The 22953-nt window shown below is 50.9% G+C and carries 19 protein-coding genes and 3 pseudogenes; 9 read left to right on the forward strand and 13 right to left on the reverse strand.

All coding sequences use genetic code 11. The features are described 5' to 3' along the window. Nucleotides 1–3: 3 nt before the first annotated feature. Nucleotides 4–2387: pseudogene (gene glgB, locus DXA97_RS08695) on the reverse strand (1,4-alpha-glucan branching protein GlgB). 117 nt (nucleotides 2388–2504) lie between these two features. Next, the gene (locus DXA97_RS08700) at nucleotides 2505–3620 is read right to left on the reverse strand and encodes a DUF3810 domain-containing protein (RefSeq protein ID WP_118719541.1); all 1116 of its coding nucleotides are present in this window, start codon (nucleotides 3618–3620) and stop codon (nucleotides 2505–2507) included. 233 nt (nucleotides 3621–3853) lie between these two features. Here DXA97_RS08700 and DXA97_RS08705 point away from each other — a divergent pair, with 233 nt between their 5' ends. The 6 genes from DXA97_RS08705 to DXA97_RS08725 all read left to right on the forward strand — a co-directional run bounded on the left by DXA97_RS08705 (nucleotide 3854) and on the right by DXA97_RS08725 (nucleotide 9284). After that, on the forward strand, nucleotides 3854–5185 hold the full coding sequence (locus DXA97_RS08705) for a potassium transporter TrkG (protein WP_118719595.1): 1332 nt from the start codon (nucleotides 3854–3856) through the stop codon (nucleotides 5183–5185). A 19-nt stretch (nucleotides 5186–5204) separates the two neighbouring features. Further along, nucleotides 5205–5852 (forward strand): TrkA family potassium uptake protein, encoded by a 648-nt coding sequence (locus tag DXA97_RS08710; protein ID WP_118719543.1) that lies wholly within the window; start codon nucleotides 5205–5207, stop codon nucleotides 5850–5852. Nucleotides 5853–5868: 16 nt separating this feature from the next. Continuing rightward, nucleotides 5869–6042, forward strand: a complete 174-nt coding sequence (locus tag DXA97_RS20140; RefSeq protein WP_154106736.1) for a hypothetical protein — start codon at nucleotides 5869–5871, stop codon at nucleotides 6040–6042. A gap of 69 nt (nucleotides 6043–6111) precedes the next feature. Then, nucleotides 6112–8121: a DUF4118 domain-containing protein gene (locus tag DXA97_RS08715; protein ID WP_182436840.1), complete on the forward strand. Its 2010-nt coding sequence runs from the start codon at nucleotides 6112–6114 to the stop codon at nucleotides 8119–8121. Further along, nucleotides 8114–8812: a response regulator transcription factor gene (locus DXA97_RS08720; protein WP_118719547.1), complete on the forward strand. Its 699-nt coding sequence runs from the start codon at nucleotides 8114–8116 to the stop codon at nucleotides 8810–8812. The genes DXA97_RS08715 and DXA97_RS08720 overlap by 8 nt, the downstream gene beginning before the upstream one ends. 112 nt (nucleotides 8813–8924) lie before the next feature. Next, nucleotides 8925–9284, forward strand: a complete 360-nt coding sequence (locus DXA97_RS08725; protein ID WP_118544264.1) for a cupin domain-containing protein — start codon at nucleotides 8925–8927, stop codon at nucleotides 9282–9284. Nucleotides 9285–9367: 83 nt separating this feature from the next. Here the strand turns inward: DXA97_RS08725 and atpC are convergent, their stop codons facing one another. The 11 genes and pseudogenes from atpC to DXA97_RS08780 all read right to left on the reverse strand — a co-directional run bounded on the left by atpC (nucleotide 9368) and on the right by DXA97_RS08780 (nucleotide 18159). Further along, nucleotides 9368–9766, reverse strand: a complete 399-nt coding sequence (gene atpC, locus DXA97_RS08730; RefSeq protein ID WP_118719549.1) for an ATP synthase F1 subunit epsilon — start codon at nucleotides 9764–9766, stop codon at nucleotides 9368–9370. A gap of 11 nt (nucleotides 9767–9777) precedes the next feature. Then, a pseudogene (gene atpD / locus DXA97_RS08735) lies at nucleotides 9778–11168 on the reverse strand (F0F1 ATP synthase subunit beta). Nucleotides 11169–11253: 85 nt separating this feature from the next. Beyond that, a complete protein-coding gene (gene atpG, locus DXA97_RS08740; protein WP_118544260.1) occupies nucleotides 11254–12117 on the reverse strand; it encodes an ATP synthase F1 subunit gamma in 864 nt (287 codons plus the stop codon). A 19-nt stretch (nucleotides 12118–12136) separates the two neighbouring features. Beyond that, the gene (atpA, locus tag DXA97_RS08745) at nucleotides 12137–13639 is read right to left on the reverse strand and encodes a F0F1 ATP synthase subunit alpha (RefSeq protein ID WP_118544259.1); all 1503 of its coding nucleotides are present in this window, start codon (nucleotides 13637–13639) and stop codon (nucleotides 12137–12139) included. A 21-nt stretch (nucleotides 13640–13660) separates the two neighbouring features. Next, the gene (gene atpH, locus DXA97_RS08750) at nucleotides 13661–14209 is read right to left on the reverse strand and encodes an ATP synthase F1 subunit delta (protein ID WP_118719551.1); all 549 of its coding nucleotides are present in this window, start codon (nucleotides 14207–14209) and stop codon (nucleotides 13661–13663) included. Then, nucleotides 14197–14712 carry a F0F1 ATP synthase subunit B gene (atpF, locus tag DXA97_RS08755; protein ID WP_118719553.1) on the reverse strand — a complete coding sequence of 172 codons (516 nt, stop codon included), beginning with the start codon at nucleotides 14710–14712 and terminating at the stop codon, nucleotides 14197–14199. The genes atpH and atpF overlap by 13 nt, the downstream gene beginning before the upstream one ends. A gap of 58 nt (nucleotides 14713–14770) precedes the next feature. Next, the gene (atpE, locus tag DXA97_RS08760) at nucleotides 14771–15031 is read right to left on the reverse strand and encodes an ATP synthase F0 subunit C (protein ID WP_118544256.1); all 261 of its coding nucleotides are present in this window, start codon (nucleotides 15029–15031) and stop codon (nucleotides 14771–14773) included. Nucleotides 15032–15097: 66 nt separating this feature from the next. After that, entirely contained in the window at nucleotides 15098–15799 is a 702-nt protein-coding gene (atpB, locus tag DXA97_RS08765; protein ID WP_118544255.1) for a F0F1 ATP synthase subunit A, read from the reverse strand. A 19-nt stretch (nucleotides 15800–15818) separates the two neighbouring features. Next, entirely contained in the window at nucleotides 15819–16283 is a 465-nt protein-coding gene (locus DXA97_RS08770; RefSeq protein WP_118544254.1) for a hypothetical protein, read from the reverse strand. After that, nucleotides 16280–16624 (reverse strand): AtpZ/AtpI family protein, encoded by a 345-nt coding sequence (locus tag DXA97_RS08775; RefSeq protein ID WP_118719555.1) that lies wholly within the window; start codon nucleotides 16622–16624, stop codon nucleotides 16280–16282. Before DXA97_RS08775 ends, DXA97_RS08770 begins: the two co-directional genes overlap by 4 nt. Before the next feature lie 350 nt (nucleotides 16625–16974). Further along, nucleotides 16975–18159, reverse strand: a complete 1185-nt coding sequence (locus DXA97_RS08780) for an NADP-dependent malic enzyme (RefSeq protein WP_118719557.1) — start codon at nucleotides 18157–18159, stop codon at nucleotides 16975–16977. 396 nt (nucleotides 18160–18555) lie between these two features. Between DXA97_RS08780 and DXA97_RS08785 the strand changes: the two genes are divergently transcribed. The 3 genes and pseudogenes from DXA97_RS08785 to DXA97_RS08795 all read left to right on the forward strand — a co-directional run bounded on the left by DXA97_RS08785 (nucleotide 18556) and on the right by DXA97_RS08795 (nucleotide 22832). Further along, the gene (locus DXA97_RS08785; protein ID WP_182436841.1) at nucleotides 18556–18885 is read left to right on the forward strand and encodes a cupin domain-containing protein; all 330 of its coding nucleotides are present in this window, start codon (nucleotides 18556–18558) and stop codon (nucleotides 18883–18885) included. Nucleotides 18886–19266: 381 nt separating this feature from the next. Beyond that, nucleotides 19267–21096 (forward strand): annotated as a pseudogene (locus DXA97_RS08790) (NAD(P)-binding protein). Next, nucleotides 21090–22832 (forward strand): [FeFe] hydrogenase, group A, encoded by a 1743-nt coding sequence (locus DXA97_RS08795; RefSeq protein ID WP_118719559.1) that lies wholly within the window; start codon nucleotides 21090–21092, stop codon nucleotides 22830–22832. The pseudogene DXA97_RS08790 and the gene DXA97_RS08795 overlap by 7 nt, the downstream one beginning before the upstream one ends. Nucleotides 22833–22953: the final 121 nt, after the last annotated feature.

Here is a 22953-nt window from a genome sequence, read left to right on the forward strand (position 1 = left end):
CTGCTATTTTTCTGCTGCTTTCTTTGCTGCTGCAGACTTCTTCGTGCCAGCGGTCTTAGCAGTCGCTGCTTTCTTCTCCGCAGTCTTCGTTCCAGCTTTTTTCGGCTCTACAGTTTTTTTCGCTGCCGCTTTCTTCGGTGCTGCCGGCTTCTTCGGTGCTGCCGGTTCGCAGGAGAATACGATCATTGCCATAGGCGGTACATCGACCAGCATGGAGTAATCCCGTCCATCGAACGCTTCCTTCTTTGCTGCCTTGACGCGGGAATTGCCCACACCGCTTCCGCCAAACTTCTTCGCATCGCTGTTGAAGATTTCTTTGTATCTTCCGGCAAACGGAAGTCCGATCTGATATTTTTCATGGACAACCGGTGCAAAGTTGCAGACAAAGAGTAAAGTGTCCTCCGGCTTATCCGTCTTTCTGGTAAATACGACGATATTGTCTGCCGCAGAGGTACAGTTAATCCATTCAAAGCCCTCCGGTTCAAAGTCTTTCTGGTACATAGCCGGATGGCTGCGGTAGAATTCGTTCAACGCTTTCACGTAGTCCTGCATGTTCTTGTGCAGCGGATATTCCAGAATGTTCCACGGAAGTTCCTCATTCTCATTCCATTCGGAGATCTGCGCAAATTCCTGTCCCATGAACAACAGCTTCTTGCCCGGGTGTCCGTACATAAAACCGTATGCGGTTCGCAGGTTCGCTGCCTTTTCCTCATACGTCTCACCCGGCATCTTTAAGAGCATGGAAGACTTACCATGCACCACCTCATCGTGGGAGAATACCAGCACAAAGTCCTCACTGTAGGCATAGAGCATGCTGAAAGTCAGCTCGCCGTAATGCTGGTTGCGGAAATAAGGATCGCACTGCATGTAACCGGTAAAATCATTCATCCAGCCCATGTTCCACTTATAGTCAAAGCCCAGACCATTCTCTTTCACGGAACCGGTGATCTGCGGCCATGCGGTAGATTCCTCCGCGATCAGAAGACCGCCCCTGATCTCCTTTTTGAAGATACTGTTTAAATGCTTCAGAAAATCCACGGCCTCCAGATTCTCATGGCCGCCGTAGATATTGGCCACCCACTCGCCATCGTTCTTGCCGTAATCCAGATACAGCATGGACGCCACTGCATCCATACGGATACCGTCTGCGTGGTACTGCTTTGCCCAGAACAATGCATTTGCGATCAGGAAGTTTGTAACCTGCGGCCGTCCGTAATTATAGATCAGGGTACCCCAGTGCGGATGCGCACCCTGCCTCGGGTCCTGATGCTCGTAAACACAGCTTCCATCGAAGCATGCCAGACCGTGGGCGTCACGCGGAAAATGAGCCGGTACCCAGTCCAGGATCACGCCGATACCCTGTTCATGCATGTAATTCATGAAATACATAAAATCATCCGGCGTGCCATACCTGCTTGTCGGCGCATAGTAGCCGGTTACCTGATAGCCCCAGGATTCGTCTAACGGATGCTCCATCACCGGCATCAGTTCCACATGGGTATAGCCCAGCTTTTTCACATACTCTGCCAGCTTCGGCGCGATCTCCCGGTAGTTGTAAAACTCCGAACCGGTTACCGGCTCCCCGTCTTCGTCCAGTTTTAATTCATGGCGCATCCAGGAGCCCAGATGCAGTTCATAGATGGAAAGCGGCTTGTCCTTGGCCGCCCCCAGCTCCCGGTTCTTCATCCAGACCTCATCACTCCAGGTGAACTGCTCCAGGTCCCAGACGATGGAGGCATTGTCCGGACGCAGCTCTGAGTAGTTTCCGTACGGATCTGATTTCAGCATCGGTTCCCCGCGATGGTTCTTGATCTCATATTTGTAAAGTGTTCCGGCCTTCAGCCCGGCATAAACAGTTCAAAGACCCCCGAATCCCCAAGACGTTTCATCTGATGGCGGCGGCCGTCCCACATATTAAAATCACCGACCACACTGACACGCATGGCACACGGTGCCCATACGGCAAAATAAACACCGTTTACGCCGTCAATGGTCATCGGATGCGCACCCATTTTGCGATATACATCATAATAGATTCCTGCGTCAAACTTTTTCAGTTCTGCGTCTGTAAACTGAGACGGGAATGCGTATGGATCCTGCAATTCCTCCGTTGTCCCGTTATCGTAAGTAATCTCCAGGAGATATTTGCTCATCTTCTTCCCATGCAGGAGCACCGCATAATATCCGGCCTCGTCCTGCAGTTCCATAGGATAGCTCTTATTTCCAACCTTCGCTGCCACAGCTACTGCGTGCGGCATGAACACCTGGATCAGCAGTCCCTCTTCCACCTCATGCGCTCCCAGAAGGCGTTCCGGATTTGCCGCCTCGGAATACACGATTTCCTCAATTCCAGCCCAGTCCATTAAATCATATAATACCTGATCCATTGATAGCCCTCCCAAAATATAGAGTCGGAAATTCGACAAAAATTGCGACTTTTCAAATTTTCCGATCATTAATTCTGAAATTTATTATAGCCGATTTTTCTCACGTTTTCCACTGGTTTAATCTAAATTTATCAAGTTTTCGTTAAGAAATCGCTGCTGTATTCTTCGGTAGGATAACATCAGGTCCACCATCCTTCCGTAGCTTTTCACGCCGTCGGCCTGGGAGTTCATTTTCAGATAAGTGTCATTCATCCGGGTTGCCGCTTCCGATACCCTGCTTTCATACCGGTTCCAGAAATCCGAATTTTCATCCAGGTCCTGCCTTGCTTCCCCGCAGAGCTGTTTCGTCAGTTCTATGTAGCGCTTCCTGTCTGCCCGGGCCAGGGCATTTCCCGCATAAACCCAGCCGGTCAGGTAACCGCTATAGCGGAACGCTTCATTTTCTGATGAAATACAGGCCAGATACCCGATAAAATTCGCCTCATCCTCCCGCATAAAGCCCTTCAAATGGGATAACTCATGGCAAAGGGTATGAGGCACGTTGTAATCTGGCATGTCCCCGTTATAGTTCGCTTCCACCGTAAACGGAGAGTAAACGCCACACAGCTGCTGCACGGAAAGGATCTGGGATACCAAAACCTCCTTTGGTTTTGGATAAAATCCTCCCAGACAGGAGAATTGTTCTCCTGCCGCCTGCATGGCTGTTACCGCTTCTGCCCGCCAGGCACTGCGGTTCTCCCGATAAAACTGCCGACCGGATTTTGCAGATTCATTGACCAGCTCCACCAGATCACTGCACAGGGCCTCCAGCTCTTCCACAGCGTAAGTGCCATCCTCCAGACCGGCATAAGAAGAAAAAGAGGAGGCATAGTAATTGATGCCGCAGTTAACGGTGTATAAAAACAGCAGCGTACCGACGATCAAAAGCCACCGCCTGCCAATGACTGTCAGAATTTTTGCAGTTTCCGGTCGGATTAGCGCCGCAGACAGACGCACCACATCCAGAAACAGCAGGCACAGCAGACCATACAGCCCCATCTCCGCTACAGAAAATGGCAGCAGCCCCGTCAATCGCCCCACACCCTCCACGATCCACGGGTAAATATGGTGGGCATACCAGGTGCCAAAGCCCGGAAGTGTCCGGGCAGAAAGCTGAAATACTGCTGTCAGAAGCAGCAGGGAGATTCCTGCTGCCACAAAATATTGACTGTCATATCGCTTATTTTTTTTCATGAATCTCTCCTGAAATGTGTACCCCAAATATTGTCCAATAACAGCATGTTTTTACTATAGTTTACTATATATTTTCACTGTTTTCCATACAATACAAAAAGCAGGAGCCAGAATCTTTGTACCATCTTAATACCGGGCAAAATACCTTTGTGCCCTCTTTAACTCTTTTTTTCTATAATGGAACTAACAAAAACAACGGTATCACTGCCCGACAGAAGATTGGAGCTGTATCCATGAAACCATTTTCCATAAAACCATTAAATTCTTTTCAGATCATTGTCCTGGGATTTGCCGGAGTCATTCTGGCCGGCGCACTTCTTTTAATGCTGCCGGTTTCCTCCGCCACCCACTGCGTTACTCCGTTTTTAAGTGCATTATTCACCTCCACCACCTCTGTCTGCGTGACAGGCCTGATCGTGGTGGATACCGGTACCTACTGGTCCGTTTTCGGTCAGGCTGTGATCCTGGTGCTGATCCAGATTGGCGGCATGGGAGTCGTAACTGTCGCTGCGGCAGTCACCATCATTTCTGGACGCAAGATCGGTCTGATGCAGCGCAGTACCATGCAGGAAGCCGTGGCCGCACCAAAGATGAGCGGCATTGTGCGCCTGACCGGCTTTATCATCCGGGCTACGCTCCTGATCGAGCTGTCCGGTGCCGCTCTGCTGGCCCCTGTATTTTGCAGAGATTTTGGCCTCATCCGCGGACTCTGGATGGCCATGTTCCATTCCATTTCCGCCTTCTGCAACGCAGGGATCGATCTGATGGGAATCCGCATTCCCTTTTCTTCCCTCACTCTTTATGCCGCAAGCCCACTGGTCAACCTGGTCATCATGGCACTTATCATCATCGGCGGCATCGGCTTTCTGACCTGGGAAGATATTCGAAGCAATCAGCTTCATTTCAGCCGGTACCGCATGCAGAGCAAGGTCATTTTAACCACCACAGCCATCCTGATCCTGTTTCCTGCCCTCTATTTCTATTTCGGAGAATTCCGACAGGGAGGCTTTGGAACCAGGATCCTTTTATCCTTGTTTCAGTCGGTAACTCCACGAACTGCCGGTTTTAACACAGCAGACTTCAGTAAACTCACTGAATCCGGCCAGATGCTGACCATCATTCTGATGCTCATCGGCGGAAGTCCCGGTTCTACTGCAGGAGGCATGAAAACCACTACCCTCGCAGTTCTTACCGCCACTGCCGTATCGGTCTTTCGGCGGAACGAAAACCCGGAGCTGTTTAAGCGCCGGATTGCCCCGGAAACTGTAGCAAATGCTGCCTCCATCCTGATGATGTATCTCAGTCTCTGTCTGACCGGCGCATTTCTCATCAGCCGCATAGAGGATCTTCCCATGATGGCATGTATGTTTGAAACAGCCTCAGCGGTAGGCACGGTCGGTCTCAGCTTCGGCATTACTCCCGGACTCGGAAGTATCTCCCGGATCATCCTGATCATTCTGATGTATCTGGGAAGAGTCGGAGGACTGACTTTAATCTACGCCGCATTGTCCGGACACCGGATCCGGTTTGGCAAATATCCGCTGGAAAAAATCACTGTAGGATAACACGTAAAGGAGCAAGATTATGAAATCAATTTTACTGATTGGCCTCGGCCGTTTTGGAAAACATATTGCCATGGAGCTGCATTCCCTGGGGCACCAGGTGATGGCAGTCGATCATAATGAGGTGCGTGTCAACGAAGCTCTTCCTTTCCTGACCAGCGCTCAGATTGGCGACAGCACCTCGGAGGATTTTCTTTCTTCCCTGGGCGTACGCAATTTCGATGTCTGCATTGTTGCCATCGGAACTGACTTTCAAAGTTCCCTGGAAACCACATCGCTCTTAAAAGAGCTGGGTGCCAGACTGGTTGTCTCCCGGGCTGCCAGAGATGTCCATGCCAAGTTCCTGCTGCGCAACGGCGCGGATGAAGTCGTCTACCCGGAAAAACAGCTGGCCAAGTGGACCGCCATTCGCTGCAGCTCTGACCACATCCGGGATTTTGTTGATCTTGACGGAGATCATGATCTGTTTGAAGTCGATCTTCCTGACCAGTGGATCGGCATGAGTGTCTCGCAGATCGACATCCGGAAGCAGTATGGCATCAACATCATCGGAGTGCGCCATAATGGCAAAATTGAGTATTCGGTTACGCCGCAGACCAGTTTTTGCGCAGGAGACTCCATCCTGGTCCTTGGCCGCTACCGCGATCTGCAGAAATGTTTCCGGATCTGATTTCGGAGGTGATCTTATGGGAAATCTGATTCTGATTCTCTTTCTCATCCTGTTTTTTACCTTCATCTATCTGCTTATGAGCCGGATTGACCAGATTCTGGACCGGCTGCGCAAAGGGAATCTGCGCATGGAACAGCAGCGGCCGGATCCTGACCGGAAAATGCCGGAAGAAAATGATTCTTTAGATTGATTTGCAAAAGAATCCGTTTTATGATGGAAATCAGAAAAACCATGCCCGAATATGGAAGGATCCAGCATTATGATACAGGATAACAATTTTTCTGAAACATATCATTCCGAAAGGCAGACCAGAGAGCATATCCTCGTCTGTCTTTCTTCTGCGCCATCAAACCTGAGGATCGTGCAGACGGGTGCCCGTATGTCTGAGGCCTTTCATGGCACCCTGACTGCGCTCTATGTCCAGACACCGGATCATTCTGCCATGTCCAAAGAAGATCAGAATCGTCTGAAAGAACACATGCGTCTGGCCGAGCAGCTTGGAGCCTCCATCGAAACCGTATACGGTGACGATGTTTCCTACCAGATCGCGGAATTTTCGCGCCTCAACAATATTACAAAAATTGTCCTTGGGCGCAGCAATATCCGGCGGCGACATATCTGGAGCAAGCCGTCCCTGACAGAAAAGCTGACAGAAATCGCGCCGAATCTGGATATCTACATTATTCCGGATGCTGCCTCCGCTCACAGCAGCTACCACCCCAGAGGGCATCTCCGGAATGCAGTCTGGAATATTCAGGCAACAGATCTGCTGCGCACCGTTTGCATTCTGATTTCCGTGACACTGACCGGTCTCTTCTTCTACCGGGCCGGACTGTCAGAGGCAAACATCATCACGCTTTATATCCTCGGAGTCCTGCTGGCCTCCATCGCCACGACCGGATGGAGCTGCAGTCTGCTGGCTTCTGCCTGCAGCGTTATTGTTTTTAACTATTTTTTTACCACTCCTCGCTTCACCTTTCATGTGTACGGAAAGGAATATCCGGTCACCTTTATTGTGATGTTTGCCGTGGCCCTGTTAAGCAGTGCCCTGACCACCCGTCTGAAGGATCACGCCCGCCAGTCCGCCAAGCTGGCCTACCGCACCAAGGTCCTGTTTGACACCAACCAGCTTCTGCAAAAGGCAGAAACCGACAAAGCAATCCTGAATACCCTGATTTCCCAGATCCAAAAATTACTCGGGAAACACATCATCATTTACCCGGTTCAACATGGGACATTAGGAACACCCATCCTCTCCCCGGATCCTGCTTCCACAGAAAAATCTGAATTTCTGACCTGCCCCCGGGAACGGGAGGTTGCCCTGTGGGTTCTGGCTCACAACAAACGGGCCGGTGCCTATACCGACACTTTTCCGGATGCTCTGTGCCATTATCTGGCCATCCGGGTACAGGATGCTGTCTATGGAGTTGCCGGCATGGAAGCCGGAGAGCATCCCATGGATTCCTTTGAATACAGCGTTCTGGTTTCCATACTGGGAGAAGGCGCCCTGGCCATGGAAAACCGCCAGAATATCCGGGAAAAAGAGCAGGCAGCTCTTCTGATGGAAAAGGAACGGTTCCGGGCCAATCTGCTGCGTACCATCTCCCATGATCTGCGCACCCCGCTGACTGCCATATCCGGCAATGCCAGCAACCTGCTCTCCAACCATTCCGCCATCGACGAAGCCACCCGGCTGCAGATCTACGCGGACATCTACGACGATTCCATGTGGCTGATCAATCTGGTAGAAAATCTGCTGGCTGTCACCCGCATTGAAGACGGCCGCATGAACCTGCGCATGGAAACCGAACTGGTCAGCGAGGTCATTTCCGAAGCGCTCCGTCATGTCAGCCGTCAAAGCGTTGAACATAGCATTACAGCAGAAAGCACGGATGATTTTCTGCTTGCCCGCATGGATGCCCGGCTCATTGTGCAGGTCATCATCAACCTGGTGGACAATGCCATCAAATACACACAAAAGGGCAGCCGGATCCAGATCCTGACCGACAGGCTGGCATCAAAGGTGCGGATCCGGGTCACGGATGATGGTCCGGGCATTCCGGATGAAGCAAAGCCTTTTGTCTTTGATATGTGTTATACCGGCGCAAACCGCATCGCGGACAGCCGCCGAAGCCTTGGTCTTGGACTCTGTTTATGCCGCTCCATTATCCGGGCCCACGGAGGAGAAATTTCCGTATCTGACAATACGCCCTCCGGCTGTGTCTTTACCTTTACATTACCCTGCGAGGAGGTAACTATCCATGAATAAACCGCTGATTCTGGTTGTGGAGGACGATGCACCCGTCCGCAACCTGATCACTACCACCTTAAAGCTGCACGATTACCGCTTTTTAACCGCAGCAAACGGAGAAACCGCGCTGATCGAGACATCCTCCCACAATCCGGATATCATTCTGCTGGATCTTGGACTTCCAGATATTGACGGCATCGACATCATCCGGCAGATCCGCACCTGGAGCATGACCCCCATTATCGTCATCAGCGCCCGCAGCGAGGATACCGACAAGATTGAAGCTCTGGACAATGGTGCCGATGATTACCTGACCAAGCCCTTTTCCGTTGATGAGCTTCTGGCCCGCCTGCGTGTGACCCAGCGCCGTTTAAGCTTTATACAGGAAAATATATCTGCCCGGGATTCCGTTTTCCAAAACGGTCCTTTAAAGATCGATTTTTCTGCCGGATGCGCCTGCTTAAACGAGGAACCGCTGTCCCTGACCCCCACCGAATACAAGCTTCTGTGCCTGCTGGCACGCAATGTCGGAAAGGTCCTGACCCACACCTATATCACCGAGCATGTATGGGGAAGCAGCTTTAAAAGCGACGTAGCCTCTCTCCGGGTCTTTATGGCAACGCTCCGCAAAAAGCTGGAATCCGCTCCGGGCGCGCCCCAGCAGATCCAGACCCATATCGGAGTCGGATACCGGATGCTAAGATTGTAATCTTCCATAATTTTATATTTCATTTTGTTTCATTTTGGGATATACTTTTGATAACACGTGACCGTGGAAACATGGAACAGTCACGGTATTACAGACTAAGGAGGCTGAAATTATGGTTCGCAAAGAAAATACTGTTGCGGTTGAACATCTGGGCGGCGGCAAAGGTACCGCATATGTGCATCACATCATTTCCAAAGAAGAATTTTTAGGTCACGGAAGAATGTACGCTAAGGTGGTACTTCCTCCGGGCGCAAGCGTAGGCTGGCACCAGCACGTCCATGACACCGAGCCGTATTACATTTTAAAGGGACAGGCTGACTTCATCGACAACGACAAGTCTGTCACCAAAGTTGGCCCTGGCGACTGCTGCATCATCGAGGTCGGACAGTTCCACAGCCTGGAAAACAACTCCAGCGAAGATGTGGAGTTCATGGCTCTGATCTATAATGAGCCGGGATTTTTGTACGAATAAAGATTCTTATACAAATTAACAGCAAAAACGGAGCATTCGCTAAGATCATTTGCGAATGCTCCGTTTTTATTGCTCTATTTTGTTTAATGTCTCAAATTCAAACGCACCAGCGCGCGCTTGAGCGCTGCTTCTGCGCGCACTACATCAAGATCAGCCTGACCGGAGGAAAGACGGCGCTCCGCACGGGAACGTGCCTCTTCTGCACGGTGATAGTCGATCTCATCCGGCCACTCCACTACCTCTGCCATGATCGTTACCTGCTCCGGCAGAATGGTGATGAATCCGGACATGAGTGCTGCTTCCTTCTCGCCGCCGTTCTCATGGATCTTGAGGACGCCTGGCGCAACAACAGCAGTCAGCGGAATGTGGTCCGGGTAAATACCGATCTCACCCTCGGTGGTGGTCAGCTCTACCATGGAGACATCTCCGTCGTAGAACCCGCCGGTCGGGGTGACAACCTTTAATTTCATTCCATCAGCCATAGACATACCCCCTATTTCACGCGGGCAAGAACGTCATCGATATTACCTGCATTCAGGAAATACTGCTCCGGAATGTCGTCATGCTTGCCTTCCAGGATTTCCTTGAAGCCCTGAATGGTCTCGCTTAACGGAACGTAACGGCCTTCCAGACCGGTGAACTGTCCTGCTACGAAGAACGGCTGGGATAAGAATCTCTGGATCTTACGTGCACGGGATACGGTCAGTTTATCTTCCTCGGAAAGCTCATCCATACCTAACATGGCGATGATATCCTGCAGCTCTTTGTACTTCTGCAGAACCTCCTGCACGCCGCGGCTACCTTGTAGTGCTCCTCACCAACGACACGCGGGTCGAGGATACGGGAGGTGGACTCCAGCGGGTCTACTGCCGGGTAAATACCCTGCTCTACGATGGCACGGCTTAATACCGTGGTTGCATCCAGATGTGCGAAGGTGTTTGCCGGAGCCGGGTCAGTTAAGTCATCGGCCGGCACGTAAACTGCCTGTACGGAAGTAATGGAACCGTTCTTGGTGGAGGTGATACGCTCCTGCAGAGCACCCATCTCGGTCTGCAGGGTCGGCTGGTAACCTACTGCGGACGGCATACGTCCAAGCAGTGCAGATACCTCGGAACCTGCCTGGGTGAAACGGAAGATGTTGTCGATGAACAACAGGACATCCTTACCACCTTTGTCACGGAAGTACTCTGCCATGGTCAGACCAGTCAGGCCGACTCTCATACGTGCTCCCGGCGGCTCGTTCATCTGACCGAATACCATGGTGGTCTTATTGATAACGCCAGACTCGGTCATCTCGTAGTAAAGGTCATTACCCTCACGGGTACGCTCACCTACACCGGTGAATACGGAATATCCGCCGTGCTCGGTAGCGATGTTACGAATCAGCTCCTGGATCAGGACGGTCTTACCTACACCAGCACCGCCGAACAGACCGATCTTACCACCCTTCTGATAAGGGCAGAGCAGGTCTACGACTTTGATACCGGTCTCAAGGATCTCAGTCTGGGTGGACTGTTCCTCAAAGGTAGGAGCTTTTCTGTGGATCGGAAGATACTCTTCCACCTGTGGCTTTTCTTTATTGTCGATCGGCTCGCCCAGTACGTTGAAAATACGGCCCAGCGTATTCTCACCAACCGGTACAGAAATCGGTGCGCCGGTTGCAATGGCGTCCATACCACGTCTCAGACCATCGGTGGTTCCCATTGCGATACATCTTACGGTATCGTCACCAAGATCCTGTGCAACCTCGACGGTCAGGGTGCCGCCGTCCTCGAGCGGTACCTTGATTGCCTCGTTGATTTCCGGAATCTTGCCCTGGGAGAACTTGATATCCATGACCGCACCGATGATCTGTGTGATCTTACCAGTATTTTGTTCTGCCATCTTGCTTCTCCTTTTATTTCTTTCTCGAATGCACTCCCTGGGAGCGCTATCGTTTTGGCAGGGCACCAGGCTCTGTCAAAACAGATTAATTGATCGCATTTGCGCCTGCAATGATCTCCGTAAGCTCCTGGGTAATGGAACCCTGACGCGCACGGTTATACTGCAGCTCTAACTTGCCCAGCATCTCTTCTGCATTGTTGGTTGCCGAATCCATGGCGGTCATACGCGCGCCATTTTCACTGGCAACTGCCTCCTGCAGCGCACCAAAGATCAGACTGCTCATATATTTCGGGATGATCATATCGAGCACTTCTTCTTCGCTCGGCTCGTAGTTCATGAGTGCTTCCGCTTTCGGAGCCTCTGCTTCGCCGCTTTCTTCCATGGTAAACGGAAGGAGCTTGATGAGCTTCGGAATATGAACTACGGTGTTCTTGAACGAAGTATATGCAAGATAGATCTCTCCGACCTCTCCGCGTCCGAATGCTGCCAGCAGTTCTTTTGTGAGATCTGCCGCATCCTGGTAAGCCGGCTCGTCGATCACCTCGGAGTAGTCCGCAGTGATCTCGTAGCCCTTCTTTGCCAGTCCGTCACGGCCCTTACGGCCAATGGCGTAGACCCGGGTCTTCTCCGGGGTCAGCGCCTCATTTCCTGCGATGAGCTTGACAATGTTGTTGTTGTAGCCGCCGGCAAGGCCGCGGTTGGAAGTGATCGCGATGACCGCCTTTCCATCCGTATTGCCTGCCCGCAGGTATTTGTGGTCGATGGTTCCTGACTTTTTCAGCATAGAAGAGATCGTCTCATACATCAAGTCGAAATAAGGCTTGGAGCCTTCTGCTTTCTGTCTGGATTTCTGCAGCTTGACTGTAGAAACCAGCTTCATGGCTTTGGTAATCTGGCCGGTGCTCTGGATACTTGCTTTTCTGCGTTTAATATCTCTCATCGATGCCATGATCGTTCACCTGCCTTATCTAGCGCTGCTCTTTGCACTCTTTGATCGCTTTTACAAGCAGAGCCTCGGTCTCCTCAGACAGCACCTTGGTGTCGCGGATTGCTGCCGGGATCTCCGGGTACTTGCTGTCAATATACTTGAATAAATCTTTCTCGAATGCCAGCACATCTGCAACCGGAATATCAAGAAGATGCTTTCTGGTTGCTGCGTAAATGATGATTACCTGGTACTCAACCGGCATTGGCTGGTACTGAGGCTGTTTTAAGACTTCACGGATGCGCTCGCCCTGTGCCAGCTGCTCGGTGGTTGCGGCATCCAGCTCGGAACCGAACTGCGCGAAGCTTGCCAGCTCACGGTACTGTGCCAGTTCCACACGGATCGGCGCTGCAATCTTCTTGATTGCCTTGATCTGTGCCGCGCCGCCTACACGGGATACGGACAGACCAGCGTTGATTGCCGGACGGAAACCGGAGTTGAACATCTCAGTCTCAAGGTAAATCTGACCATCGGTAATGGAAATTACGTTGGTCGGAATGTATGCGGATACATCGCCCGCCTGGGTCTCGATGATCGGCAGTGCGGTTAAGGAACCGCCGCCTAAATCGTCAGAAAGACGGGATGCGCGCTCCAGCAGTCTGGAGTGCAGATAGAATACGTCGCCCGGATAAGCCTCACGTCCCGGCGGTCTCTTCAGAAGAAGGGACAGGGTACGGTAAGCGGCAGCGTGCTTGGTTAAGTCATCGTAGACAACCAGTACGTCCTCTCCGTTTTCCATCCACTCCTCACCGATCGCACATCCGGAATATGGTGCGATGTACTGTAATGGAGCTAAGTCGGATGCTGTGGAAACTACGATAGTGGTGTAGTCCATAGCGCCGAACTCCTCTAAGGTTCTTACAATGTTGGCAACGGTAGATGCCTTCTGACCGATTGCCACGTAGATACAGTGAACGCCCTGACCTTTCTGGTTGATGATGGTATCGATCGCGATCGCGGTCTTACCGGTCTGACGGTCACCGATGATCAGCTCACGCTGTCCACGGCCGATCGGGATCATGGCATCGATTGCCTTGATACCGGTCTGTAACGGGGTGTCTACCGATTTTCTCTCGATTACGCCGTGAGCGACACGCTCAACACGGCGGAATTTGTCAGTCTCGATCGGGCCTTTGCCATCGATCGGCATACCCAGTGCGTTGACAACTCGTCCGGTCATGGCGTCGCCTACCGGGACCTCAACCACACGTCCGGTTGTCTTAACGATATCTCCCTCACTGATGTTCCTGGTATCACCTAAGAGAACGACACCTACGTTGTCCTCCTCCAGGTTCTGGACCATGCCGTATACTTCTCCCGGGAATTCCAGAAGCTCACCCTGCATGGCTTTCTCCAGTCCATGAACTCGAGCGATACCGTCCGCAACCGTGATAACGGTTCCGACGTCAGAGACTTCCAGTTTGGTAGAATACTTTGCAATCTGTTCTTTGATTACCGAACTGATTTCTTCTGGTCTCAAATTCATTGTCTGTTCCTTTCCGGCTTATTATGCCAGCTGAAGCGCGGATAACTCCTTCTTCAGCCCGTAAAGCCTTGTCTTAATACTGCTGTCCACTACACGGTCTCCGATGCGGATGACCATGCCCCCAAGGAGGGACGCATCCACATCGTAATGCATTTCAAACTGCACATAACCGGTGGTCTCAAGCAGTCTTTTTTCCAAAGCGGCCTTCTGCTCCACGCCCAGCTCCACTGCGCTGGTCACATAAGCAGCTCCGATCTTTTTGAATTCTTTCACCCTCTGGATGAAATATTCCAGAATCGAGATCATCTCGTTCTGTCTGTCTTTCTCAACAATGATGCTCAAGAAGCCCATCAGCTCCTCCGCAATCTTTCCGGAAAAGACCTGATGTAATAAGGTAACCTTTTCTTCTTTTACGATCTGCGGATTTCCGAGAACGGAAAAGAGTTCCGGGTTGTCCTGTAAAATGGGGAGCAGGGCACTGGTCTCTTCGTAGAGCGTGTCCATGATCTCTTTTTCCATGGCTGTCTCAAACAATGCATCACCGTACACCTTTGAAACTAGCTTTGCCATGTATGTTCACCCATTTCCTTCAAAGTCTCATCAATCAAAGCATCCTGAATCTTTACATCGATGGAGTTTCCAACCACCTTCTCTGCCATGTAAGCAGCAATGTCTACGATCTCCTGCTTCATGTCATCGAGGGCTTTCTTCTTCTCCAGCTCGACTTCGCGGTTTGCCCGCTCAATGATTCTGGCTGCTTCGGCCTTGGCTTCATCGAGCATTTCCTCCTCACGGGCTTTGGCTTTACGCCGTGCAGTCTCCAGAATGCTCTCAGCTTCTTTGTTCACGTCTCTTAATTTTGCCTCGTACTCCGCCTTCATGGACTCTGCAGAAGCTTTGTCTTCCGCAGCAGAAGCCAGTTCCCCGGCAATCTTCTGTTTTCTCTTTTCCAGCACATCGCGCACCGGATTGAAAAGCAGATAGGACAATGCAAAGAATAAAATGAAGATATTGATACCGGTCAGCACTGCATCATGCAGAAGCTGCGGATCAAATCCGATCAATCTGTCCAAGTCTTACGCCTCCTTTCGTTCGTTACTGTTCGCTACGCTCTCCGTAACGTTTCTGTTCTTATGCGCCGAACGGCTTAACGAACATCAGGATGATAGCAACAACCAGACCGTACAGACCGGTGGTCTCTGCTACTGCCTGACCAAGAAGCATGGTGGAAGTGATATCGGATTTTGCACCCGGGTTACGGCCTACTGCTGCTGCACCGTGACCAGCTGCAATACCCTGTCCTACACCAGGTCCGATACCGGCGATCATTGCCAGACCAGCGCCGATTGCGGAACAACCAAAGATAAAGTCCTGTCCTGAGATACCATTCATAGTTAAGTCCTCCTAAAAAATAAAATAAATTGATGTGATGTGCCATTCATCCTGGCATGACTTGGCTTATTCCATCTTATCATTGATATAAACCATGGTCAGCATACAGAATACGTATGTCTGGATCGCACCGGAGAATACATCACAGTAAACATGAAGTGCCGCCGGAATACCGATATTGGTAAAGATCGGCATCATGCCATACCATAATCCCATAATGATCACGCCTGACAGCAGGTTTGCGAACAGACGCAGGGAAATGGAAATCGGGTTCGCGATCTCACCGATTAAGTTGATCGGGAATAAGATCGGTGTTGGCTCAAACAGGCTGGTAAAATGTCTTACGCCCCTGTTCTTGATGCCCTGGTAGTTTACAATAAAGAACGTAAACATACCAAGCAGGAAAGTAACGCCATAATCTGCAGTCGGAGCACGCAGTCCCAGCAGACCGCTTAAGTTACAGAAGAGGATAAATACAAAGATCGTTCCAATGTAGTTGATGAAACGTCTTGCATTGCCTCCCAGAATTCCTGCAGTCATGCCCTGCAGTGCCTCGTACGCCATCTCCAGCACATTCTGAAACGTTCCGGGCTGGTCCGTTGCCTTTTTCAAGGTCCGGTTTGCCAGTACCGCAAGAATCAAAATCAGCGCGGTGATGATCCACATGCCTATGGTCGTTGTTGTGATCCAAAAATCCTGACCGAACAACTGGTATTTTAATACCCCGTGTATCATAAAGTCAGGCTCATTGGAAATCAGCATTCCCATTCACGGTTCCTCCTTTCTCTCATGATATCCCCGGACGGTCTTGCTCCGTGCTTTCTGCCTGGACAGAAGGCTCAGGATCTTTTCCACCGGAAATTCTGTGAATCAGTGGCTGCAGGTATGCACCTGCTTTCATGCCCATAGCGCCGATGACCGCTGCCAGAAGATCGATCTTAAGCACTTTCCAGCAAATCAGAAGTGCTGCCACAAACACAAGCTTGCGCAGCATGCTCTGCGCAACGGTATATTTGTTCGCATAGTTCTCACTTCCGCTGTCGAGTACCCGCTCGGTCGTCACCGCCATATGGATCAGCATGCAGATCGCTCCTGCTGCTCCTGCAATCAGTCCCAGGACTACCGGAATAACCGGATAGGAAACCTTGGGAAGAAGCAGAAACGAAAGAACGATCAGGACCAGATTGTAAAAAATAATCCCGGCCGACATCTCCGCAAGCAGCCGCTTTGTTGACTTACTCAGCCATCTCATTGTGATCTGCCTCCTTTGCTGTCTGACCTTGCACCTGCACCCGTAATACGGCTTGGCTGTTTCGGTTTGCTGATTCCACTGCGCTGCTGTCCGACCTGCTGCTCACGTCTTAGACGTTCGTCCTCTTTTTGCTCCTGCAAAAGAGTATTCTTCGCCATAATCCAGCCACAGCGTCCGCCAGCCAACACCCCAAGGATCAGCATTGGTACCATGAGCTTCGTCCCAAAATGGGAATCCACCAGATAACCTGTATAAATGCACAGGAGGATTGGAGTCAGTACGCTAAGGCCAAGCTGTGTTACCATGGCAAGACTACGGAATACGCTTTTCTTATAATGCACCAACGCTCACCTCTTTCTGCATTTTTGCATGTACTACATATTATAACCAAACTTTTTGGTTTTGTCCATTATGAATAGATGTTTCGTTTAAAAATGGTGAATCTTGCACATTGCAAACATTTCTGTCTTTTTTTTATCGAACATTTTCACAAAAACAACCGATAAAAATTGTCAAACTTGCCACTTAAAACCACACTTATACCAAAAAAACCGTCACACCCTGAAAATGTGACGGTTTTAACAGATTCTTTGCAGAAGAAATTTCTTCTTATCTTATATAGCACTTATGAGATCTTTTTGATTCTCATTTTTTCGTGATTTTTATTTCGTACGGATGAAGTTCCAAACCATTACTTTATCTCTTCATACGGAACCCGGTTGATGCCCTCTTCCACAGCAGCCTTTGCTACTGCATTCGCTACTGCCAGGGCAACTCTCTTGTCAAAGGAAGACGGAATCACATATTCTGCATTCAGTTCCTCCTCCGGAATGACGGAAGCAATCGCATGCGCTGCCGCGATCTTCATCTTCTCGGTAATGTCTTTCGCACGTACTGCAAGAACGCCCTTGAAGAGTCCCGGGAATACCAGCACATTGTTGATCTGGTTCGGATAATCAGAACGTCCGGTACCAACTACGGCTGCACCGCCTGCTTTTGCCTCATCCGGCATGATCTCCGGAACCGGGTTTGCATGACAATACATACCGTGGTTCATGGTAGCTACCATTTCTCTGGTTACCAGGTTCGGTCTGGACACACCAACAAAGATATCAGCACCTTTCAAGGCATCAGCAAGTGTTCCATGCTCTTTATTCTTGTTGCTGATATGGGAGATTTCTTCCTGACCAGAATTTAAGTTTGCATCGCCCTCACAGATAATGCCGTGGATGTCACACATGATAATATTTCCAAAGCCCATTGCAATCAGCTGCTTACCAATTGCCACACCAGCAGCACCAGCGCCATTGATGACAACACGGAGCTCGCCCATCTTCTTGCCGGTTACTTTCACTGCATTCAGAAGTGCAGCACCTACTACGATAGCAGTACCGTGCTGGTCATCGTGGAAGACCGGAATGTCACAGCGCTCTTTCAGCTTTTTCTCAATCTCAAAACAACGCGGAGCTGCAATATCCTCCAGGTTGATGCCGCCAAAGCTCTTGGAGATCAGGGCAATGGTATTGACGATGGTGTCCACATCCTTGGAATCCACACACAGCGGAAATGCGTCTACATCTGCAAATGTTTTAAAGAGTGCGCACTTTCCTTCCATAACCGGCATACCAGCAGACGGTCCGATATCGCCAAGTCCCAGCACTGCGGTTCCGTCTGTGATGACAGCAACCAGATTGCCTTTACGGGTATAATCGTAAGCCTTGTCCTCATCCTCTGCGATCAGCAGGCACGGCTCTGCCACGCCCGGGGTGTAGGCGATGGACAGCTCCTCCGGAGTTGTAACCTTCGCACGGGAAATGACCTCAATTTTTCCCTTCCATTCTTTGTGTTTTTCAATTGCAAGCTGCTTCTTATCCACCAGTTTGTCCTCCTGTATTTGTTAAATTTTCTACATTCACATCAATTTTTCCAAAACGGCTGTTAACTTTCTGTCAGAATCTGGCATTGCCGTCCCGCATGCGCCTGACCGCGTAACGACGCCGATGGATCTGCTGTTTCGGTTTTCTGATGCGTTACAGCTGATTTCATTCTAATACAAAGTAGAAAAGGCGTCAACCTGACAGAAAGGAATGTTTTCGTCACTGCTCATATATCGCACAAACAACAAATTTTGCAGCATAGCTTCTATTTCAACATTTTGTTGCCTGGACAACGGATTTTCTTTGCTATTGCGTTTATAATAGAATCATATGTAACTGCTAGCATAAAACAGTTACGGGCAGATTTTATCCAACATTCAAGGAGGTTTATCATCATGAGCTTTATCAAAAATATCGACAAGTCCCAGGTTCTCACATTAAAAGATGAGGTTTCCTACCAGAAAGGCCAGGTCGTCAGCAAGACCCTCGCCCAGAATGATGCCTTAAGCGTTACCCTCTTCGCTTTCGACAAGGACGAGGAGATCAGCACCCACGAATCTGGCGGTGACGCGTTCGTCATCTGCTTAGACGGCGTTGGCCGCATCACCATCGACGGCAAGGCATATGAACTGCATGAAGGGGAGTCTATCGTCATGCCGGCAAAGCATCCGCATGCCGTGTATGGACAGGAGCAGTTTAAGATGCTGCTGGTTGTGGTATTCTAGTTGTTGAGAAAAAAAGCTTCAACCGGAAACAAAACAAGACTTGCCAAACAAGCGGTCCTATTGTATACTTGGTCTCAGCTGCGGTCATTTCAAGGACCGCGCAGTGCGGCTGTCTTGCCGGATAATATGAGAAAAAGTTTTAAGTTTATAAGATACCCAAAAGGGAGTCGCATGAAAGGTCCAAAGACCCGGAATGCGGCTTCCTTTGTTTTATTTCTGACAAACTTTTAGAAAACCTAAAAAATTTTTAGTTTTCGCTTGCCTTTTTCTCTGGCACTCTGTATACTTAGAGGCAGTTGTATTTGAGAAACATCATCATTTTGTACAATAACGTGGCAATCAAGCGCATGGCCACCTAACAAAAAGGGAGGAACACCTACTATGAGTCGTTTGGAAATCACCAGTCCCAACCAGGCTCAGCTCATGATTGAGGAGCTGTACAAAGACCTGGAACGCCGAATCGAATCCAGTCCGCCAGGTCTCTGCCCGGTTGACATGACCAGAGCCTTTGTGGAGATGTGCCACACCCACACCTGCGCAAATGTGTCCCGTGCCGTGTCGGCCTGTGGCAGTTAAAGAACCTGCTCACCGATGTTATGAACGGGGAAGCCACCATGGAAACCTTAAAGCTCATGGAGGAACTGTCCCAGAGCATTATGAACGGTGCTGACTGTGCCATTGGCTACGAAGCTGCCCATACGGTATACCGAAGCTTAAAAGAATGCCGTGAAGACTATGAGGAGCACGTTCATCAGGCCGCTGTACCTGCAACTACACGCAGCCGGTTCCGTGCGTTTCCCTTTGCCCGGCCCATGTGGATATTCCGGGTTACGTTTCCCTGGTACGCGAAGGCCGCTACGCCGATGCCATCCGTCTGATCCGCAAGGACAATCCATTTCCGACCACCTGCGGCTTCATCTGTGAACATCCGTGTGAGGCCCGCTGCCGCAGAAACATCATTGACGACGCCGTCAACATCCGCGGATTGAAACGCTTCGCAGCAGATTATGCCGGCAAAGTTCCTCCGCCAGCCTGTGCTGCTTCCACCGGCAAAAAGATTGCCATCATCGGCGGCGGCCCGGGCGGCTTAAGCGCAGCTATTACCTGCAGCTCATGGGACATCAGACCACCGTTTTTGAAATGCTCCCGAAACTGGGCGGCATGCTCCGCTACGGCATCCCGAACTACCGTCTGCCAAAGGAGCGTCTTGATGACGATATCAACGCCATTCTGGAGACTGGTGTGAAAGTCGAGTACGGAAAACGGATCGGAACTGACATTACGATTCAGGAACTGTGCAAGGAATACGATGCCGTGCTCATCACCATCGGCGCAAGCACAGATAAAAAGCTTGGCATTGAAGGAGAATCTGCAGAAGGTGTCATCTCCGCAGTCCACTTCCTGCGTGATGTCGGAAAGAACTTAAATCCGGATCTGAGCGGACAGGAGGTTGCTGTCATTGGCGGCGGCAACGTTTCCATGGATGCAGTCCGAACAGCAAAACGTCTCGGCGCAAAGAAGGTTTCTATCCTCTACCGGCGCCGTGTAGCTGATATGACTGCACTTCCGGGTGAGATTGAAGGCGCTGTTGCCGAGGGCATTGAAGTAAAAACCCTGATGGCTCCGGCCCGGATCGATGTCGATGAAAACAACCATGTGCGCGGTGTCTATGTCACCCCGCAGATGATCAGCAAGATTAAAGGCGGCAGAGCCAGTGTGCGTGCGACCGGCGAGCCGGATATCTTTGTTCCGTGCCAGACCCTGATCGTGGCGATCGGACAGGATATCGAATTCCAGCACTTCGAGGAAGCCGGTCTTCCGGTCAACCGCGGCAAGATCCAGACCGAGCGCTACGGCGGTTTCGACCATATGCCTGGCGTATTTGCAGGCGGCGACTGCGCGTCCGGCCCGGCATCCGTCATCAAAGCCATTGCCGCTGCCAAGGTCGTTGCGGCAAACATAGACGAATATCTTGGTTTCCGTCACACGATCAGCTGCGATGTTGTGCTTCCAGAGCCTGATCTGCGTGACCGCATTCCATGCGGCCGTGTCAATATGACTGAGCGCGAGGCCTGCGAGCGCGTCTGCGATTTCGAAGGCGTGGAAAACTGCATGACCGAAGCAGAAGCAAGACAGGAAGCAAGCCGCTGCCTCGGCTGCGATCACTTCGGCTATGGAATCTTCAAAGGAGGTCGTGAAAACAGATGGTAAATTTAAAGATCGATCATAACGAAATCTCGGTTCCGGAGGGAACCACCATTATGGAAGCGGCTGCCCTTGCAGGAATCGACATTCCAAAGCTCTGCTATTTAAAAGATATCAACGAGATTGCGGCTTGCCGCGTATGTCTCGTGGAGGTTGTCGGAAAAGAGAAGCTGGTAACCTCCTGCAACAATAAAGTGCAGGAGGGACTGGAAATCCTAACAAACAGTCCGCGGGTTCGTGTGGCAAGAAAACAGAATGTACAGCTCATCCTCTCCCAGCACGACTTTAAGTGCGCAACCTGTGTCCGCAGCGGCAACTGTACTCTGCAGACGCTTTCAAACGACTTAAACATCATCGACCTTCCGTTTAAAGAGCGTGTAGAACATGCTCCATGGGATAAGAATTTCCCGCTCATCCGCGACACGGAAAAGTGCATCAAGTGCATGCGCTGCATCCAGGTTTGCGATAAAGTGCAGGGACTGGGTATCTGGGATGTGACCAGTACCGGTTCCAGAACCACCGTCAATGTCAAAGGCAACCGCAAGATCACCGATGCAGACTGTGCCCTCTGCGGCCAGTGCATCACCCACTGTCCGGTGGGCGCCCTGCGCGAGCGCGATGACACCGAAAAAGTATGGGATGCCATTGCAGATGAAAAGAAAACCGTTGTAGTCCAGATTGCTCCCGCGGTCCGCACTGCATGGGGCGAAGCCATGGGAATGAAACGCGAAGACGCTACCGTCGGCAAGATTTTAGATGCCTGGAAGCGCATGGGCGCGGACTACGTGTTCGATACCTCCTTCTCCGCCGACTTAACGATCATGGAAGAAGCAACCGAATTTCTGGATCGGTTCCAGAGCGGTTCCTTAAACAACCGGCCGATGTTCACCTCCTGCTGTCCGGGCTGGCTGCGTTTTGTAAAAACCCAGTTCCCGGAGATGGTTCCGCAGCTTTCGACCGCGAAATCCCCGCAGCAGATGTTTGGTGCTGTCATGAAGACCTACTTCGCCCAGTCCATCGGCGTGGACCCGGAAAATATTGTGACCGTATCCGTTATGCCCTGCGTTGCAAAAAAGGCAGAGGCAAACATGGATTTCTACTATAAAGAATACGCAGGGAAAGACGTGGACATTGTGCTGACCACACGAGAGTTCACACGCATGCTCCGCGAAACCCACATCCGGCCGGAAGTGCTGACTGACCGAAAGCCAGACAGCCTCATGCAGGAGTGGACCGGTGCCGGCGTCATCTTCGGCGCAACCGGCGGTGTCATGGAGGCGGCACTTCGAACCGCTTACCATGCCCTGTCCGGCAAAAATCCGGACCCGGATTTCTTTGATGACATCCGTACCGTCAATGAGGATTATGCACTCACAGAAGCAAACCTCGACTTTAACGGAACCACGGTCCGCACCGCCATTGTCAGCGGCCTCGGCAACACAAGAAAACTCCTCGAGGCGATCCGGCGCGGCGATGTATCTTATGACTTCGTAGAAGTCATGGCCTGCCCCGGCGGCTGTGTCGGCGGCGGCGGACAGCCGATCTGTGACGGCAAAGAACTGGCAGGCGTGCGCGGTGAAAACCTGCACTTCCTCGACAAGAACAGTAAGATCCGGTTCTCCCATGAGAATCAGGACGTGGCAAAGCTGTACCAGGATTTCCTTGAACATCCTCTTTCCCACAAGTCCCACATGATCTTACACACGGACCACAATGCATGGTCCATGCACGATCCGGAGTAATGACGGTTCGTGCGATGTAATTCATTTCCTCATTATCCTTCTAAACATGGTGTGCCGCCCTGCGGTATACCCACAACTGCCAGATCAGCGGAGGTGCCACCGGCACCTCCGCTGATTTTTT

Source organism: Clostridium sp. OF09-36, from assembly GCF_003481985.1.
Lineage (GTDB): Bacteria > Bacillota > Clostridia > Lachnospirales > Lachnospiraceae > Brotaphodocola.